General features: G+C 54.7%; 27 protein-coding genes and 1 pseudogene. 15 read left to right on the top strand and 13 right to left on the bottom strand.

The window, feature by feature from the left end; genetic code table 11:
* Positions 1-55: 55 nt before the first annotated feature.
* A complete protein-coding gene (gene guaA, locus HMPREF9538_RS10405) occupies positions 56-1,633 on the top strand; it encodes a glutamine-hydrolyzing GMP synthase (RefSeq protein WP_004151979.1) in 1,578 nt (525 codons plus the stop codon).
* Positions 1,634-1,825: 192 nt separating this feature from the next.
* Entirely contained in the window at positions 1,826-3,076 is a 1,251-nt protein-coding gene (locus HMPREF9538_RS10400) for a tyrosine-type recombinase/integrase (protein ID WP_009485470.1), read from the top strand.
* Positions 3,077-3,092: 16 nt separating this feature from the next.
* Here the strand turns inward: HMPREF9538_RS10400 and HMPREF9538_RS10395 are convergent, their stop codons facing one another.
* The 13 genes from HMPREF9538_RS10395 to HMPREF9538_RS10345 all read right to left on the bottom strand — a co-directional run bounded on the left by HMPREF9538_RS10395 (position 3,093) and on the right by HMPREF9538_RS10345 (position 9,795).
* Positions 3,093-3,284 carry a hypothetical protein gene (locus HMPREF9538_RS10395; RefSeq protein ID WP_004243823.1) on the bottom strand — a complete coding sequence of 64 codons (192 nt, stop codon included), beginning with the start codon at positions 3,282-3,284 and terminating at the stop codon, positions 3,093-3,095.
* A complete protein-coding gene (locus HMPREF9538_RS10390) occupies positions 3,281-3,874 on the bottom strand; it encodes an MT-A70 family methyltransferase (protein ID WP_009485471.1) in 594 nt (197 codons plus the stop codon). The genes HMPREF9538_RS10395 and HMPREF9538_RS10390 overlap by 4 nt, the downstream gene beginning before the upstream one ends.
* The gene (locus HMPREF9538_RS28860; RefSeq protein WP_009485472.1) at positions 3,871-4,740 is read right to left on the bottom strand and encodes an MmcB family DNA repair protein; all 870 of its coding nucleotides are present in this window, start codon (positions 4,738-4,740) and stop codon (positions 3,871-3,873) included. Before HMPREF9538_RS28860 ends, HMPREF9538_RS10390 begins: the two co-directional genes overlap by 4 nt.
* Complete coding sequence (locus tag HMPREF9538_RS10385) at positions 4,737-4,928, bottom strand: DUF1382 family protein (protein WP_009485473.1); 192 nt, start codon at positions 4,926-4,928, stop codon at positions 4,737-4,739. The genes HMPREF9538_RS28860 and HMPREF9538_RS10385 overlap by 4 nt, the downstream gene beginning before the upstream one ends.
* Positions 4,925-5,083 (bottom strand): DUF1317 family protein, encoded by a 159-nt coding sequence (locus HMPREF9538_RS30175; protein ID WP_009485474.1) that lies wholly within the window; start codon positions 5,081-5,083, stop codon positions 4,925-4,927. Before HMPREF9538_RS30175 ends, HMPREF9538_RS10385 begins: the two co-directional genes overlap by 4 nt.
* On the bottom strand, positions 5,076-5,369 hold the full coding sequence (locus tag HMPREF9538_RS10375) for a PerC family transcriptional regulator (RefSeq protein WP_009485475.1): 294 nt from the start codon (positions 5,367-5,369) through the stop codon (positions 5,076-5,078). Before HMPREF9538_RS10375 ends, HMPREF9538_RS30175 begins: the two co-directional genes overlap by 8 nt.
* A gap of 109 nt (positions 5,370-5,478) precedes the next feature.
* Positions 5,479-5,727, bottom strand: a complete 249-nt coding sequence (locus tag HMPREF9538_RS10370; RefSeq protein WP_009485476.1) for a helix-turn-helix transcriptional regulator — start codon at positions 5,725-5,727, stop codon at positions 5,479-5,481.
* A gap of 48 nt (positions 5,728-5,775) precedes the next feature.
* Positions 5,776-6,657 (bottom strand): RecT family recombinase, encoded by an 882-nt coding sequence (locus HMPREF9538_RS10365; protein ID WP_009485477.1) that lies wholly within the window; start codon positions 6,655-6,657, stop codon positions 5,776-5,778.
* A complete protein-coding gene (locus HMPREF9538_RS10360; RefSeq protein ID WP_009485478.1) occupies positions 6,654-7,475 on the bottom strand; it encodes a PD-(D/E)XK nuclease-like domain-containing protein in 822 nt (273 codons plus the stop codon). Before HMPREF9538_RS10360 ends, HMPREF9538_RS10365 begins: the two co-directional genes overlap by 4 nt.
* A complete protein-coding gene (locus HMPREF9538_RS10355) occupies positions 7,472-7,771 on the bottom strand; it encodes a hypothetical protein (protein WP_004197398.1) in 300 nt (99 codons plus the stop codon). Before HMPREF9538_RS10355 ends, HMPREF9538_RS10360 begins: the two co-directional genes overlap by 4 nt.
* A 7-nt stretch (positions 7,772-7,778) precedes the next feature.
* Positions 7,779-8,846 (bottom strand): hypothetical protein, encoded by a 1,068-nt coding sequence (locus tag HMPREF9538_RS10350; RefSeq protein WP_032457157.1) that lies wholly within the window; start codon positions 8,844-8,846, stop codon positions 7,779-7,781.
* Entirely contained in the window at positions 8,843-8,992 is a 150-nt protein-coding gene (locus tag HMPREF9538_RS32345) for a hypothetical protein (RefSeq protein ID WP_004164037.1), read from the bottom strand. The genes HMPREF9538_RS10350 and HMPREF9538_RS32345 overlap by 4 nt, the downstream gene beginning before the upstream one ends.
* A 221-nt stretch (positions 8,993-9,213) precedes the next feature.
* Positions 9,214-9,795: a helix-turn-helix domain-containing protein gene (locus tag HMPREF9538_RS10345; protein WP_004197420.1), complete on the bottom strand. Its 582-nt coding sequence runs from the start codon at positions 9,793-9,795 to the stop codon at positions 9,214-9,216.
* Positions 9,796-9,949: 154 nt separating this feature from the next.
* On the opposite strand from HMPREF9538_RS10345, the gene HMPREF9538_RS30180 reads away from it, so the two are divergent.
* The 13 genes and pseudogenes from HMPREF9538_RS30180 (at position 9,950) to HMPREF9538_RS10295 (ending at position 16,234) form a co-directional block, all read left to right on the top strand.
* Positions 9,950-10,183 (top strand): hypothetical protein, encoded by a 234-nt coding sequence (locus HMPREF9538_RS30180; RefSeq protein WP_004152538.1) that lies wholly within the window; start codon positions 9,950-9,952, stop codon positions 10,181-10,183.
* A 146-nt stretch (positions 10,184-10,329) separates the two neighbouring features.
* Complete coding sequence (locus tag HMPREF9538_RS32925) at positions 10,330-10,533, top strand: hypothetical protein (RefSeq protein ID WP_023339270.1); 204 nt, start codon at positions 10,330-10,332, stop codon at positions 10,531-10,533.
* Between the two features lie 27 nt (positions 10,534-10,560).
* Positions 10,561-11,325, top strand: a complete 765-nt coding sequence (locus tag HMPREF9538_RS10330; RefSeq protein ID WP_009485481.1) for a hypothetical protein — start codon at positions 10,561-10,563, stop codon at positions 11,323-11,325.
* Positions 11,326-11,450: 125 nt separating this feature from the next.
* On the top strand, positions 11,451-11,798 hold the full coding sequence (locus HMPREF9538_RS10325; protein ID WP_009485482.1) for a DUF1064 domain-containing protein: 348 nt from the start codon (positions 11,451-11,453) through the stop codon (positions 11,796-11,798).
* Positions 11,799-11,990: 192 nt separating this feature from the next.
* A pseudogene (locus HMPREF9538_RS33360) lies at positions 11,991-12,087 on the top strand (hypothetical protein); the annotation flags it as partial.
* Between the two features lie 23 nt (positions 12,088-12,110).
* On the top strand, positions 12,111-12,653 hold the full coding sequence (locus tag HMPREF9538_RS32350; RefSeq protein ID WP_416352770.1) for a hypothetical protein: 543 nt from the start codon (positions 12,111-12,113) through the stop codon (positions 12,651-12,653).
* The gene (locus HMPREF9538_RS10315; protein ID WP_009485485.1) at positions 12,650-13,378 is read left to right on the top strand and encodes a DNA-methyltransferase; all 729 of its coding nucleotides are present in this window, start codon (positions 12,650-12,652) and stop codon (positions 13,376-13,378) included. Before HMPREF9538_RS32350 ends, HMPREF9538_RS10315 begins: the two co-directional genes overlap by 4 nt.
* Positions 13,375-13,899 (top strand): hypothetical protein, encoded by a 525-nt coding sequence (locus tag HMPREF9538_RS32930; protein WP_009485486.1) that lies wholly within the window; start codon positions 13,375-13,377, stop codon positions 13,897-13,899. Before HMPREF9538_RS10315 ends, HMPREF9538_RS32930 begins: the two co-directional genes overlap by 4 nt.
* Positions 13,899-14,135 carry a hypothetical protein gene (locus HMPREF9538_RS10310; RefSeq protein WP_009485487.1) on the top strand — a complete coding sequence of 79 codons (237 nt, stop codon included), beginning with the start codon at positions 13,899-13,901 and terminating at the stop codon, positions 14,133-14,135. Before HMPREF9538_RS32930 ends, HMPREF9538_RS10310 begins: the two co-directional genes overlap by 1 nt.
* Entirely contained in the window at positions 14,135-14,647 is a 513-nt protein-coding gene (locus HMPREF9538_RS10305; protein ID WP_009485488.1) for a hypothetical protein, read from the top strand. The genes HMPREF9538_RS10310 and HMPREF9538_RS10305 overlap by 1 nt, the downstream gene beginning before the upstream one ends.
* The gene (locus HMPREF9538_RS0127960) at positions 14,644-15,297 is read left to right on the top strand and encodes a hypothetical protein (protein ID WP_009485489.1); all 654 of its coding nucleotides are present in this window, start codon (positions 14,644-14,646) and stop codon (positions 15,295-15,297) included. Before HMPREF9538_RS10305 ends, HMPREF9538_RS0127960 begins: the two co-directional genes overlap by 4 nt.
* A complete protein-coding gene (locus HMPREF9538_RS10300; RefSeq protein ID WP_009485490.1) occupies positions 15,294-15,596 on the top strand; it encodes a hypothetical protein in 303 nt (100 codons plus the stop codon). Before HMPREF9538_RS0127960 ends, HMPREF9538_RS10300 begins: the two co-directional genes overlap by 4 nt.
* A gap of 299 nt (positions 15,597-15,895) precedes the next feature.
* Positions 15,896-16,234: a hypothetical protein gene (locus HMPREF9538_RS10295; protein WP_009485491.1), complete on the top strand. Its 339-nt coding sequence runs from the start codon at positions 15,896-15,898 to the stop codon at positions 16,232-16,234.
* Positions 16,235-16,308 lie beyond the last annotated feature (74 nt).

A 16,308-nucleotide genomic window follows, 5' to 3' on the forward strand; every position in this document is an offset into this window, starting at 1 on the left:
CCGTGGGGGGGGGCGATTTATTTACTCTGTTTCACTTGCCTCGGAATTAGCGTCAATGACGGAAAACATTCATAAACATCGCATCCTCATCCTCGACTTCGGGTCTCAGTATACTCAGCTGGTGGCGCGTCGCGTGCGTGAGCTGGGCGTCTACTGTGAGCTGTGGGCATGGGATGTCACGGAAGCACAGATCCGCGAATTTAATCCAAGCGGCATCATTCTTTCCGGCGGCCCGGAAAGCACCACCGAAGAGAACAGCCCGCGCGCGCCGCAGTATGTGTTCGAAGCCGGCGTGCCGGTATTTGGCGTCTGCTACGGCATGCAGACCATGGCGATGCAGCTGGGCGGCCATGTAGAAGGTTCTAACGAGCGTGAGTTTGGTTACGCGCAGGTTGAAGTGGTTAACGACAGCGCGCTGGTGCGCGGTATCGAAGATTCCCTGACCGCAGACGGCAAACCGCTGCTGGACGTGTGGATGAGCCACGGCGACAAAGTGACCGCCATCCCAGCGGACTTCGTAACCGTCGCCAGCACCGACAACTGCCCGTTCGCCATTATGGCCAACGAAGAAAAACGCTTCTACGGCGTGCAGTTCCACCCGGAAGTGACCCACACCCGTCAGGGAATGCGTATGCTGGAGCGCTTCGTGCGCGACATCTGCCAGTGCGAAGCGCTGTGGACCCCGGCGAAAATCATTGACGACGCCGTTGAGCGTATCCGTCAGCAGGTTGGCGACGACAAAGTGATCCTCGGCCTCTCCGGCGGTGTGGACTCTTCGGTGACCGCGATGCTGCTGCACCGCGCTATCGGCAAAAACCTGACCTGCGTATTCGTGGACAACGGTCTGCTGCGCCTGAACGAAGCGCAGCAGGTGATGGAGATGTTCGGCGACCACTTTGGCCTGAACATTGTTCACGTTGAAGGCGAGCAGCGTTTCCTCGACGCGCTGGCGGGTGAAAGCGATCCGGAAGCGAAGCGTAAAATTATCGGTCGCGTTTTCGTGGAAGTGTTCGACGAAGAAGCGCTGAAGCTGGACGACGTCAAATGGCTGGCGCAGGGTACCATCTACCCTGACGTTATCGAATCTGCCGCTTCCGCCACCGGTAAAGCGCACGTCATCAAATCTCACCACAACGTGGGCGGCCTGCCGAAAGAGATGAAGATGGGCCTGGTTGAGCCGCTGCGTGAGCTGTTCAAAGACGAAGTGCGTAAGATCGGCCTGGAACTGGGCCTGCCGTACGACATGCTCTACCGTCACCCGTTCCCGGGCCCCGGCCTTGGCGTGCGCGTGCTGGGCGAAGTGAAGAAAGAGTACTGCGACCTGCTGCGTCGTGCGGACGCTATCTTCATCGAAGAGCTGCACAAAGCTGACCTGTATAACAAAGTCAGCCAGGCGTTCACTGTGTTCCTGCCGGTTCGTTCCGTCGGCGTGATGGGCGATGGCCGTAAATACGACTGGGTGGTTTCCCTGCGTGCGGTGGAAACCATCGACTTCATGACCGCGCACTGGGCGCACCTGCCGTATGATTTCCTCGGCCGCGTCTCCAACCGTATCATCAATGAAGTGAACGGTATCTCCCGCGTGGTGTATGACATCAGCGGCAAGCCGCCAGCAACGATTGAGTGGGAATGATTAACGGCTACATTATAGCTAATCATATCTACTCAAAATGAAATTCAACCCTCTGTTTTTACAGGGGGTTTTTCTTTATATCACTTCAACACTATTCACTCTATCTCACATTTTTTGACGGTATACCTGACGGTATTACCATTACGGTATACTCTCGTACCGTCAGAAAAAATGATGCATCACGGGTGAAATGTGCTTACCGATACCAAACTAAAAAACCTGAAACCGCAGGGCAAAATGTACAAGGTCTCCGATCGCGACGGACTGTATGTAGCCGTGCTGATCTCAGGCACCATCTCGTTTCGTTACGATTACCGCATCAACGGCCGCCGGGAGACGCTGGTTATCGGTCAGTATGGTCGTGACGGTATCACGCTGGCTGAAGCCAGGGATGAATTGATAGCGGCTAAAAAGCTGCTTAACGCAGGCCAGTCGCCGGCTGCGGCGAAGCGTGACGGTATCAAACGGATCCGCGGCGCCGAAACATTTACGGTACATACCGACGCCTACATGAAACATGTGGTCCTGGCTGATAGCACGCGGGCTATGAAGCAATCAGTAATCGACCGGGATATTTTGCCTGTTCTCGGAAACAAAATGATGTCAGAGATAACGACGCCTATGGTGCGTGATCTTTGCGATCGCATAGTCGAGCGCGGCGGACGCGCGACGGCGGTGCAGGCGCGCGAAATAATCAGCAGCGTGTACCGGTATGCCAATGACCGCGGGCACGGGTTATTCAACCCGGCCGCAGATATCAAACCTTCAGCGATCGCCATGTTTAAACCGCGAGACCGATGTCTGCAGCCGGAAGAAATAGGCGTTCTGTTCAGGGCGCTGGATACCGTCAGCACGTTGCCAACTTTAAAACTGGCGGTAAAGCTCATCCTGATCACTATGGTGCGTAAAACCGAGTTCATCATGGCGACGTGGAAAGAAGTGGATTTCAGCAAAGGCACCTGGACGATCCCATCTGACAGGATGAAGGGGAGCCGGTCGCACGTCATCTACCTGCCGCCTCAGGCGCAGGATCTGATGATAGGCCTGCAGATGTGCGCCGGCGGGAGTGAATATCTGTTGCCAGGTCGCTACAGCACCAGTAAGCCGCTATCCAATGCCGCTCTGAACTCAGTCATCGATCGCGCGGTTGCTGCGGCAGCGGATGCCGGGGATAGCCTGCAACCTCTAACAGTGCACGACCTGCGGCGCACAGCGAGCACGCTTTTGCATGAAGCGGGATTTCCATCAGACTGGATAGAGAAGGCGCTGGCGCATGAACAGAAGGGGGTGAGGGCGGTTTACAACAAGGCCGAGTATTCCCGGCAGCGGGCCTACATGCTGCAGCAGTGGGCAAATATGGTTGATGCATGGATAAACGGGGAGCATTACGACCTGGTGCCGTTCTCCCCGTCTGCATTTGAAAAGTGGATGAATGAACAATAGTCCGCCCTGAGGCGGCTCATTGTGTCGCCTTCGAAGAATTCTCAAAGAGACCGCGCAGGAACTTAACCATCGCGTTTGCAGAATCCCGCTGCTCACGGTAGCGCGCCGCTTCTCGCTGCAGGTGAAGGATCTCACCATTCCTCTGGTTGATAATGGCGCGCGCCTCTTCGAGTTGTCGTATCAGCGAGGCCTCTTCGGCAATGTTCATGCGGCCTCCGTCTTCACTACCTGCACAGCGCAGCCTGGTAGCAACTCAACCGCCGGCGCCGTGCATTGGTTACCCCACACGTCGAAACCGTGGGACGACTGGCGGGCGAAGAGCTCAATGCGCGGGATATCGCCAAGCAGCTGCACCAGTTTCTCGCGGATAACGTCCGGTTTGCGCGAGTTCTCCAGGCGTGGCGCCGTGACATGCTGGCAGATTGAGGCGTCCATGCGGGCCGGTAGTTTCCCGCGCACGGCAAACAGGCAGTCTTCGCTGTTCGCCCGGGTCATATGGCCCATGCCGATCGCACTGTTCCCTTTGTGCTTGTTCGTCTTGTGCCAGGTGAATCCCTTCATGGTCATCAGGCGGAACCCCCAGGCCTCCATGACTTTCAGCGCCTCTACCGGCTGAGTCGGTACCCACCACATAGCCAGAAGACAATCTTCGGCGGCGAGCTCCCATACTGGCAGCCGGCAGATATCCAGAACATTCATCACTGGATACTTGAAACCGGCGCCGCGGTCACCGTCAGCTGCCTTGTCGCGGTATGCCCATGGCGGATCCGCATAGATCAGGGTGTATTTTCTGCTCATGCTGCATCTCCTTCTGTGCGCTCACCTGGAAGCGGCTCAAGTCCGCGATTAAGTTCGCGCTGCATGCTGCCAAAAATACGGCGCATACGGCTGATTTCTTCGTTTTCAGTCAGTCGTGTAACGGCGCTCTCAAGGGCTCTAGCCAGCAGATACCGTGGAGAATCAGGATCAACGCCCAGCAGCACGGCTAAATCCCGCTGCGCATCGGTGAGTCGTTCCTCTTCCCGGCGGCGATTATCTTCGCGGCGCTTCTGTTCATCGATACTTTCCTGGCGAACAGTTTTGGCGCGCTCCTCTGCAAATTTGATTTCGCTTTCCAGCCTGTCTTTAGCCATACATGCTTGCGCGACCAGGCGGGAAACATCTTCACCATGTTTTTTCGACAGGTTTCTTTCAACAAACCAGGAACCGTATGAGCGGCTTTTAATCTGCGTGCGCTCAACTTCCCTAGTCATGCCGTCCATCAGCAATTTAATCCAGGCGTCACGCGGCAAGTTGTCGATCTGGCGCATTGTCGGGCCTTTCAGAGTGTGCCAGCCTGATTCTTTTCGCACCATCAGGCCACAGCCATCAGGGATATCGGATTTTTTAAGCAGACCTTCAGGAACAGCGAACACAACACCGCCAGCATATTTAAAATATTTTGTGTATTTCCCGGCGGTCACGTCTGCGCGAAAGTCGCTCATACTTACTTTCACCTCATAAACGATGGGGCAGAATTTGCTATAGCTATGGGCCATTGCATAAACGTCAGGTCGGCATGTACCTGAAGGGCCAAGCTGCATATCTTCCCAGCAGATGCGAGCAGTATTTCGGCGTAGGTGCTCAGCCAGATCGTGCGCTAATTCGTTATGCCCCCATTTCATGCTGCACCGCCTTCGCTTTTTTCCGCTTCAACCGCCATCTGCTCAAGCTTTCGTGAAAGCTCGGCAGACAGTGACTGGAACTCTTCCTCTATCGCTACCGGGATCGGAACAAAACGGATGCCGATATGCGCTAGGCCATGTGCGGCCTCAAGGCATTTCCTTAAATCAACGGGAGAGGCTCTATTCATGCTGCCACCTTCTTGCTATTCAGTTGCTCCGCCAGGCGCTGAGCCTTCAGCGGGTTCTGGATAACCTGGCCGCCGGGCGCCAGCCAGCCACGGCGTACGGACGAATAAACCAGCGTGATACTGCCTACGCGAATGCTGTCGTGTGGGTTAGTCATAAATCACCCCGGCGGTTGCGCAGATCCCGGCATAGCATCCCTGGCGAAGCCGGTTCCCGCGGCCAATGCACTGATCGCGGCGTATAGCGATACGGGCCCGCTCAACCTCGCCAGTGGCCGCATCCATGCACTCAAGCCAGAGGCGAGCGGCCAGGCGGTACTGGCCTTTGTTCTCGCGAGCAATAGCGCGCTGCTCGATCTCCATTGCCGCCGGCGTTACGGCGACAAGAGGGGGCGCTTTGCGCTGCGAGACATAATCCGCGTGGTATTTTTCCATCCGATTCATCGTATCCAACCCTCTCGAAAAATTACCGCCAGCAGGAACAGCCAGGCGGATACGGCGGCCAGGTACAGAAACCATCCTGACCACCTTTCCCAGTACCTCGCCAGCGTCGTCACGCCGCGTTACCAACCGGGCGAAATACTCGTTGCTCAAGCGGAGGCTTTTTTCCAGCAAACTCCGTTGTGCCGTTCTGCTGACGTTCATCCAGCCAGCGCTCGATCTCTTCGCTGTTCCAGGCACAGCGCTTGTCTGTGATCCAGAAACGCTTAGGAAACTCCCCGTTTTTCTCCATGCGGTCGATAGTGCTCATCGATACAGGCACCACCTCCAGCAGTTGCTTTCTGTTAAATGCACCTTTCATCGTTATCTCTCTTTTTTCAGTGCGGCGCGCCCGGCGCCGCGGTGGTTATTACATAGGGACTTCGTTCAGTTCGTCTTTGCGGATGCCGTATACATCGGTGGCAGCGTCCAGTAACTCCTGGTTACCAGCCAGACGGTGGGCCGCGCATTTGTAGGCCTTGTCCCGTTCTGCAACGTTACGAGCCGCCATAGCCGCAGAAGAGAAGCCAGAGAGAATGTCTTCTGGGGCGCGGTCGTCAGTCTTTTTCGCCTTCTCTTCATGGTGCTGATCGGGGTGCGAATTGATCAGCTGATTCATCCCCGCAGCGGTGCTAGCCGGTGGCGTAATGTCACGCTCAACGCGCGGCTGCCCTTCCTGCAACTCATCCGGTGTATAGACGCCAAGGAGAACATCAGGGGCGTGCAGGCGTGCCCAGCGCTTAACGCACAGGTAAGCCAGTTGCTGACGCGGATCCTGCTCCCAGAGAGGGGAGTTGCGCACGCCGGCTTGCGCCATGCTGATGGTCAGGGTGCGAGGCTCAGATTCGCCTTTAAGGGTTGCCCACACTGTCACTGTCAGGCTCGGCGATTTGTCGGTTTTCCCGCTTACTTTTGACCAGTCGCCATCCCATTTGTAGTTCAGGCGAGTGGCCAGAAGGTTTGAGGAAGAGACAACCGCATTAACCAGTTGCGCTTCATAGCCCAGCGTGCCGTTAACCACATGCGTTTTCTGCGCCACCGCGAACGGGTTCATTCCCCACTGCGCCGCTTGCATAGTCACCGCCAGGCAGTCAGCTGGCTTTCCAGCCAGGTGCGCCGGAACGGTGGCTTTGCTGTCAGCCATCAGGGTGGCAAATCGCACCAGGCGATCCATCCCTTCCGGGCTGAAGATTGCCGCGGCGGTGCCGACGGTAGCACCAGGCTGAGAAGTGATTGCGATGTCGTTGCTCATACGTACATATCCTGTTTACGTGCCCACTCAGGGCGTTTAATAACTTCAAATCCACCCCAGTCGCCTGTTTCGCGGCACTGGTGATAGGTATTCAGATCCCGGCGGTAGAGCGCATGCCCTGTGTCCACGTCCTGCGCATCCAGTTCGAACACCCGTACCGGGTAGCGGCCGCAGTCAATGGTTTCGCTCACTGCCAGGAAGAAGAATCCATGCGGATCGCCGGTGGTTTGCTGCGCGCCTTCGCGGTACATCGCGTCCTGTACGTGGTACCGGAATTCCTCAATGTGGCGCGAGAAACGCTCCATATCGGCAACCTTCTTCACGTCCAGCAGGACAGGGTGATTCTTCAGGCGCTTGTCCGGGCGTATGCGGCACAGCTCGCCAGTATCCGGATCCGTCCAGTAGTGGGAGGCTTCGCAGAATCCTTCCGCCTCAAGCAGCCAGCGCGCTGCCGGGTGCGCCATTGCGCTATCACGCATAAGTTTCAGCTTCCGGCCCTGTTCGGCGTCCATTACAGTCATGCCCATGTTCTCGACGTCTTTCAGGAAGGCTTCCTGATCTGCTTTCCCCTGGTTGGTTCTCAGGTTGAACTGCGGCGCCACGATGAAGCGCTTATCGAACTCTTCCGGTTCCAGAAGCAGACAGTGCAGGGCAGTTCCCATATCCAGAGCTTTCAGCTTTTCGGTATCGACAGGTGCTGATTTCTGCCACTGCAGAAGGGCCGGGCTCAGCGCCACCATATCCAGCTGTGACTTACTCACGCCGTCGCCGGCGTGGTAGTCCTCGTTGCTGATATCGAAGTAAATTCCTGGTGTCATGCCGCGTTCCTCGCCGTATCCAGCTGGTCAGCCAGATCCCACTTCGCGATGATGCTGGTCAGCGCGGCCTGGTACGCCGCGAGAGCTTCTTCGAATTCCGGGCTCATCATCAGTTCTTCCAGAATCTCGGTGCGCACGCCTTTGCGCTCCAGTTCGTAGAAAGGTTTCTGCAGCTGGTGGTATTTGATCGCGTCGATCAGCTCCACCTGGCGCTCATAGTGCATCTGGCTCAGCTGGTAGTTGCTGTCGATGCTGGTCATGATTTTTTTCAGGTTGTTAATCTGCTGAGTGTTCATACGCACCTCAGTACTTGATAGAGACTGCAGATACCTTCCCGCTGGCGATGGCGATCAGTGCCTTCTCTGCCATTTCCTGCGTAAGTCCGCTTTCAATCAGGTCTGCGATAGCCTGTCGATTGATGCTGCGGCGGTGCTCTTTATCAGCGGCCCGGCGCGCTTCTTCTTCCGCAATGCGCTTCTGCTCAGCCAGGCGCTTAGATTCAGCTTCCTCCTGACGGCGGCGCTCCGCTTCGATAGCGGCCTGCTTTTCACGCTCAGCTTTTTCCGCAGCGGCTTTTGCTTCACGCTCTGCTTTCTGCTGGGCTTCAATTTTTTCGCGCTCTGCGCGTTCAGTTGCAGCTCTGGCTTCAGATTCACGGCGTGCAGCAGCATCAATTTCAGCCTGTGCCTTTGCCTCTGTATCACGCTTAGCCTGTTCAGCAGCTTCACGACGGATATTCTCTTCACGCTCAAGGCGTGCTTTTTCTTCTGCCTCTTTGCGCAGGCGATCAAGCTCAGCGGCTTCATGTTCGCGCTTTTGCGCTATTACCAGCGACGCTTCCAGTTGCTGAATAGTTGAATCTTTAGCCACTCCCGCCTCTGCTGCGCGCTCCTGCCAACTGTCATCCAGCACCACGGATTTAGCTTCCAGAATGCGCGCCTGAATATCAGCAGAAGGCAGGTAGTTACCGGCGTTGTCGATCACGTCAGCCAGCGCACGCAAATCCACAAGGCGCTGCTGCAGTGCTTCGGTGCGCGCCTTTTCAGCATCTTCCCACTCGGTAAGAGGGCGGCGTACTTCATCGCGCAGCTGATCGCATTCGGTGACGAAGCGGCGCAATTCAGCTTCAACCACTTTTGGCTGCTCCTTGAGGCGCTTCAGGTAATCCCTGCCAGGTTTCTCTACAGCAGTTTTGCTGCGTGATACCTGTGCGGCCAGCGATGCAATACGAGCCCGTCCCTTTGCAGTGCTCAGGTCAGGAACCTCGTTTACTCCAGCACGGATCTTTTCCAGGAAGGAATCAAGTCCGTTCTCAACGTAAATTGCCGGTGCCATGTCCGGCGCTATTTCGATAATTGCTAAATCAGTCACTTGCTCACCCCCATGCCCATTTCCGTTTTTGCTGCCAGTTTGCTGACGAACGCCCAGCTGATTGCTTCCGGCAGCGTGCGAAACTTCCAGCTCATCAGCCCGCATGCCGTAACGCAGTACCAGCCGTTAATGATTTGCCATTGCATACACACCTCACTATTACCATTTGGTAAATATCAGGGGTATGAGAAAGCCACCCGGTGGTGGGTTTCTGGTAATTCAACGCCCTGTTGTTACCGTTAAGGTAATAATCTGATCAATTTTCGAATTAGTCAATAGATGTGACGAGGAAAAGTTTACCAAAATGGTAAATGCATGAGGCGCGGGAAGTTATCCCCCCGGCAGGAGTGACAGGTAGATTAGGGGTTTACTGGTTCTGGCTGACGATGAACTTGATGAAGGCGGTGATCTTGTTTTTCTCTTCCTGCGGCAGCCTGGCGTATTCGTGGTGGTCATAGTCAATCAGACCAGCATTGCCAGGCGGCAGGATCAGCTCATATGCATCGCGGCCGAACGCCCGCGCGATAGCCGCCAGTACGCCAATACTGGTTGAACCTTCTACGTTCAGGATGCGATTTACGGTCGCCTGACCGATGCCGGCCGCTTCCGAAACCTTTTTCTCAGAGTTCAGATTCGGATGCTCTCCCATCCATACACCCAGGGTAAAAGCTGCCTGCTTTTCTACGCTCCATTCCTGCGGGTCGATAATCTTCGGCAGGATCGGGTTGTCAGAAAGATGGTCGACATCCAGCCAGAATCGCTCTTTCCTGGTGAAAGCTTCGATCTCGCGCGCGACGCTTGCGCCGATATTTTTTGTCCCTTTGCTCCACCTGTTAACGAGATTCGCTGATTTTTTGAACCTCTCGGCAAACCGGAGTTGCGTGTTATCGAAATCCTTCCGAATTATCTCGTTGAGGTTGTCGCGTCTTATGTCGTAGATGCTTTTCATTTCTATTTTTTTAGCCTGAAATTGTTACCTAACTGATTAAATTTAATGGAATATTACCATAAAGGTAAACTTACCAAAAAGGTAACAGTCATTGATTTTTACACCAGATTGGTAATAATCAGGCTGTCTAAAGTTAGTCCGGGACTAAAAAAATATGAGCGATGTGCAAAAATTTGACTTCAAACGCTGCTGGCTCGACCTCTCTCCGGCAGAGCGCGAAGAGTTCGCAAGTGACGCCGGCACGACCAGCCACTACATTCAGGTTCACCTGACTGGTCGTAGAAGAATTCCACGTAAACCTCTGTTAGAAAGACTGTTTAAAGCCTGCAAATCCCGTAAGTGGATCTCCGCAAAATCCGACCTGGTCCTCTGGTTCCACGAACGTTAATCCTCAAAACTCACCCGCGCCGCCACCCCCAGGCGGCTCCTGCCTCTCCCTGAATACCAATCTGGTAATAATTATCCAAATACGGTTGATCTTTTTTTGGCTTGCTGCAAAATTACCAAAGACAAATGCAGAAAGAGGGCAAGTCGATGAAGCGAATTACCCAGCGAGAGGCCATTGAGCAGGGGCTCACTCGGTTCTACACAGGGAAGACGTGTAAGCATGGCCATGACAGCGAGCGATACACCATCAGCGGCGAGTGCGTTACGTGCAATAACGAGCGCGCGCGCCGGCAGGCGCAGATGAGATCAGAGCGTCTGAAAGCAGCCAGAAAGGCCAGGGAGGCAGCATGACGCCTTCAGCTTATATGGGGGTGCAGGATGGCCAGTAGCTGGATAAAAGTCGAGGTGATCACACCAGACAAGCCGGAGATTTTCCAGATAGCGGAAATCCTGAATATCGACCCCGACGCGGTACTCGGTAAGCTCGTTCGCATATGGGCATGGGCGGATCAGCAAACTGTTGACGGTAACGCTGGCAGCGTTACAAAAGGAGTGCTTGACCGTATCGCTTTTATTACAGGATTCGCTGATGCACTGATCGCTGTTGGTTGGCTCGCCTACGACGGCAACAAGCTTATTCTCCCCAACTTTGAGCGCCATAATGGGGAAAGCTCTAAAAAACGGGCACTTACAAACAGAAGGGTTGCAGCACACCGTAAAAATGAAACGCAGAAAGTAACGCTGGCAGCGTTACAAAAAGCGTTACCAGAGGAAGAGGAAGAGGAAGAAGTAAAAGATAAGATCCCCCCTAACCCCCCAAGGGGGAGGGAGCCAAAAAAATCTTATCCGTATCCTGAACAGCTCAATGCCGAAGCCTGGGATGAGTGGAAGGCCTACAGGTCAGAAATGCGGTTTAAAGCCTATGCGCCAACTGAACGGAGCGAGGGCGCAGCAATCACCGAACTGATTAACCTGTCTGGCGGCAACCACACACGGCAGATGCAGATTGTGAAGCAGAGCATGGCGAAGGGTTGGCAAGGGCTTTTCGAGCTGAAAGGCGGCTCTGGGCAGCGAGATGTGAACACCATATCCCGTCCGGATACCGAGATCCCGCCGGGATTCAGGGGAGGCCCTGCACCCTGACAGCCAGCGCAGCGCGGAAGCGCGTTTTTTTACGCCTTAATGTTTACCAAAAAGGTAATAAAATATGCGCAATACTATTGATATTGATCCGTTTATGGTTATAAATTACCAATAAGGTAAAAATCATGCGAAAGACACTACAGGCACTTGGCCGGCTTAAAGCGGGCCAGATGAACAAAACCGAAACGGCGTACTGTCAGAACCTTGAGCTGCGTAAGCGCTACGGGGAAATCGCCTGGTACCGGTTCGAAGGCATCAAGCTGCGTCTGGCTGACAACACGTTCTACACGCCTGACTTCGCCGTGATGCTGGCAAACGGCCAACTGGAAATGCACGAAGTGAAGGGGGGTTACTGGACTGACGATGCTAGGGTGAAAACCAAAGTCGCAGCCGACCAGTACCCATTCCGGATCATCGGAGTAACGAAGCTCCCGGCAAAAGCCGGCGGCGGGTGGAAGGTCGAAGAGTTCTAAAACAACGATCTTCATTGATATCAATTGAATCAATAAGTTAAACGGGTAAGCGGGGGTAAGTATGGATTTTGATTTCGTGAATTACAGTCGTCGGTCACTGCTGCTGTTCGTGATGGTGGCAAACATCATTGGGTGGGTGGCAATCATCGCCGTCCTGTATGTGGCTTATCTGGCGATCGAGTGGGTGACAGCATGAACATCGAAACAGTAAACGATCTCATCGCCTCCCTGGAGAGCGCAGGCGAGCTGTCGATCAGAGAGCAGAAGTTCCTGAAGCTGGCGAAAGCGTACCAGCAGCTGGCTGCGGAGAATGTGGCGCTGAAGGCTGGCGTAACTTACTTCGCATACTCGCCTGAATACGGTTTTGATTATTTCAAAGATAAACAGAGCGCTATCGACACAGCGCAGGCTGAAATTGACGCATACCGTGAGGACGTAGACGACGGCTGGAGCGAAGATGTTCAGCGCGTGTCATGGGGTGTCGTAATTCAGCAGGCTCAAGGCTTCGATGCTCAAGGTCTGCATACCTCGGATAGTCAGCATATCTATCAAACATGCGATTACCGGCTGGTTGACTCGGTAGCAACCCCCGCCACCGATCGCATCGTAGACGGGATTAAGGCTGAAGGTCGCGCAGAGGGTATCAACTTTGCCGCAAGCCGCCTTGCCGCTGCTTTCAATCACGGATTCGTTGATAAGCCGATGGCAGAGGTTGGCGACGTGGTGCGCATGATTCTTGGCGCTAAAGAGGATTTGGCGAACGACCCGGTCCTAGCCGCCGATGGCCTGTCTGGTGAGTACGCAGAAAAATCCCTGGCTGAATGGGAAGCCGCGCTGCGCGAGGGGGCCAAATGATCCGCCTTCACAACGCAGATTGCTTCGATGTCTTCCCGCAAATCGCCAGCGGTACCGTTGACCTGGTATGTGCCGATATTCCCTACGGTACCACTCAGTGCCGCTGGGATTCTGTTCTCGACTTGGCTCTGATGTGGGAGCAGCTCTACCGCATCGTTAAGCCCAGCGCTGCCATTGTGCTGTTTTCCGCTCAGCCGTTCACCAGTGTGCTGATTAACAGCAATCTGCGGGACTGGCGTTCAGAGTGGATTTGGGAGAAAGGCAACGCCACCGGGTTCCTTAATGCCAAAAAGCAGCCACTGCGTGCTCACGAAAACATTGAGGTGTTTTACCGCCGTCAGCCGACCTATAACCCGCAATTCACCCACGGGCACGAACGGCGCACATCGAAGCGTAAAACCGTCAATTCAGAGTGCTACGGCAAGGCACTAACCCTGACGAAATACGATTCAACTAGTCGGTACCCGCGAGACGTGCAGTTTTTCTCGAGCGACAAACAGACCGGCAATTATCACCCGACCCAGAAGCCTCTGGCACTGGTGCAATACCTGATTGAAACCTACAGCAACCCTGGCGATACGGTGCTGGACTTCACTATGGGTAGCGGTACCGCCGGCGTTGCCTGCCAGCAGACTGAGCGCAGCTTCATTGGCATCGAGAAGGATGCCGCCATTTACCGCACCGCATGCGAGCGCATGGGGATTAAGCAGGAGCGTGCAGCATGACAACTGATATCACCGAACTGGCGCAGCGGAACGAATTGCTGATTGCAAACGGGCAGCAGACAGCCGACCTGCTACGCCATCTGGCAGATAACGAAATTGATTCTGACTATTTTGCCGTTGTGTCGGAGTGCGAAAGCTACGGGAAAGAAACTGAAGCAGAGCTATCAATCACGGAGTTTGCGCTACGTGCCGCTCACTACGTTGACGAACTGGTAGAGGCGCTGGAGAAGGCGCAGAGCAGAGACGTAATCCAGTCAGCTAAAGACTACCATTTCGACCAGCAGGCAGACCGCATCGCCGAGCTGGACGCAGAGCTTGAGCGGGAGAGAGAAAAATCACGGCGCGTGATGTCTCGCATCGCCGAGCTGGAGTCCCGCACCGTGAAGCTGCCAGAGTTATGCGTGGGGGTTGTTCAAGGTGGACATGCGGTAATGGTGCCATATCCAGCAGGACACTGGTTTAACAAGACAGCGATTTTGGAGATGCTGGCCGACGCTGGCATCAAGGTGGAGATTAAATAATGGTAACTTTTACAAGAGAGCAACTTATTGAAGAGGCGAAATACAACCTGGAGCACTGCTTCTGCTCTGAAAAAACAAAAGTTTTAATGGGTATAGCTATTGCCTCCTTAGCTGCTAAACCTGTAGGTCTTTTTGCTCATCGAGCGGGGGTATGGGTAGAGCTATGCCAGGGCGACACATTTGATCACCCAGATGGAATGCCCTTGTTCGCTGGCATCAAGGTGGAGGCTGAGTGATGGCACTGAAACACGATGAACTTTGCCAGATAGCCTGCCGCTTTCTGCAAAACAACGGATTCAAAGTAGCTTTCCACGACCGCTTTGTCGCTGCTGTTGCCACTGGTGAGCAGCCGGACGCTATCGGTTTCCGTAACCTGGCCTCCTGTTTGATTGAAGTTAAGTGTTCCCGTTCCGACTTTTTGGCGGACAAGAAAAAGTCATTCAGAAGGATGCCGAGCCAAGGTATGGGCGACTGGCGCTTTTTCATGGCAGAGCCTGGGTTTATTGAAGTCTCTGACTTGCCGCCAGGCTGGGGCCTCCTGCACGTCAGAAACGGGCGCGTGTACAAAGTCCACGGATGGCCGGGAAACGCGCTGTGGTGTTCACGTGAGCATAAGCCGTTTCAGGCCAACAAACAGGCCGAGTGTGATTACATGTACAGCGCCCTGCGCCGGATGGACCTGCGCGGACATCTCAAAGAGGTTTATGACGGCGTGATCGTTAACAAATCAGAAGGAAACGCGGCATGAGCATATTGACCAAAGAATTAATTCAGAAAATTTTGAATGATGACTGGCTCTTAATGGATGACTGCGAAGGACTTGAAAATTGCACGGTGATTAAAGAACTGGCTCGCATGGCGCTGGCCGCAATGGACCGCGAGCCGGTGGCGTGGACATGGCACTATCGTGAGCAATGGCATGTCACAAACGATAAATGCCGGGCAGAATTTGTCGCAACAGATGGTGATGTGGCTGTACTGCCGCTCTATCGTCACGCGCAGCCAGCGCCGGAATATCCCGAAGTGTTACCCTGCCCGGTATTACTAGAGCCGGGGTTGCGATTTGGCAAAGGCATTAAGACCAGCACCATGCTTGCCGCCCTGGCGCGCAGGGCCGTACACGAATCTGATATGGCGGCGCTGTCACCGGAAGAGAGAGTGGAGTTTCAGGCGCGGATTGAGGATTTCAAAGCGCTTATTGCGCAGCCAGCGCCGGTAGTGCCGGATGATGTGCTGGACGCATTGCAGAAGGTTGCTCGTATACGCCTCGACCTGAATGACTTCGACGGCGATCGCCGTGGCATCGCTGATTGCCTGTGTGATGCCGAAGAGGCGTTAATCGAGGTGGTAAACCGCCGCGCCGCCATGCTCGCAGCCGCCCCGCAGGAGGGAAAATGACTATTGCCATCGATCGACTTAAGGAAGTGACAAGGGTCTTTGGTCGCAGGCATATCGCCTACCAGATGGCCAGAGAACTGCTGGAGATTTATAGCGGTAACGGCCCGTTAGTGTGGAATGCGCTGAGCGATTTCCCTCCTGAAGTTAACGGAAAATATCTGGTGATGACCGGTTATGGTGATATTCGGACCGCCTGCTATGACTGCGAATCAGGGGAATGGAGGGCTTCAGATGGCACCATTACCGGAGTTATCAGATGGATGGATTTGCCAGCCTCCCCGCAGGAGCCAAAACCATGACAGAGGGAATGCGACAGCACCGCGCTTTCGTGCTGACTTGTTTGCTGGCAAGAGCTAAGCGCAGAACGGCGCAGGAGGGGAAGTGATGGTTTTCGGTGGATACACACTCGATCTAACGTGCGATTGCCCTGACTGCCAATCTTACATGGGCTCACCTGAGTACAGAACAGAAGAAAAAGGGTTTAAACGGTTGGTAGGAGATAATTTTACCGAGTGCTACAGAGCTGCAAAAAAGCGAGGCTGGAAGTTCAACGCCAATAAAACACACTGTTTAGCACCTGGGCACAAGGTGAAGACTGATGCCTAAATCCCCCGCAGAACGCAAAGCCGCGCAGCGCGCGCGGCAGTCCGCCGCCGGCGAGCGCAAGTTTGAGGTGGTGCTCGACGAGCAGGAAATGGAGATGCTGGCGCGTAACTGCGCCGCCAGGCGCCCTGGTCGCGATCCATACGAAATGGCCGAGTACATCGCGCTGCTGATCCGCCAGGATGACGCCCGGGTGCGCGGCCGGATTAACGCCATCAGCAAACGCCGCTGCGGCAAGTGCGGCGATCAACTGCCGGTGGCATCCTGCCCGCACTCAGGAGAAGCCGCATGCTGGGTGATGTACGGCTGGCACGAAACGAAACTACCGCTGTGACATGTCACGTCATATTGACTAAATCCTCGCATGATTATACTGTTTATATATACAGTGTGCGCCGGGAGACCGGT

Origin of the sequence: Klebsiella sp. MS 92-3, assembly GCF_000195655.1 — a bacterium.
Lineage (GTDB): Bacteria > Pseudomonadota > Gammaproteobacteria > Enterobacterales > Enterobacteriaceae > Klebsiella > Klebsiella pneumoniae.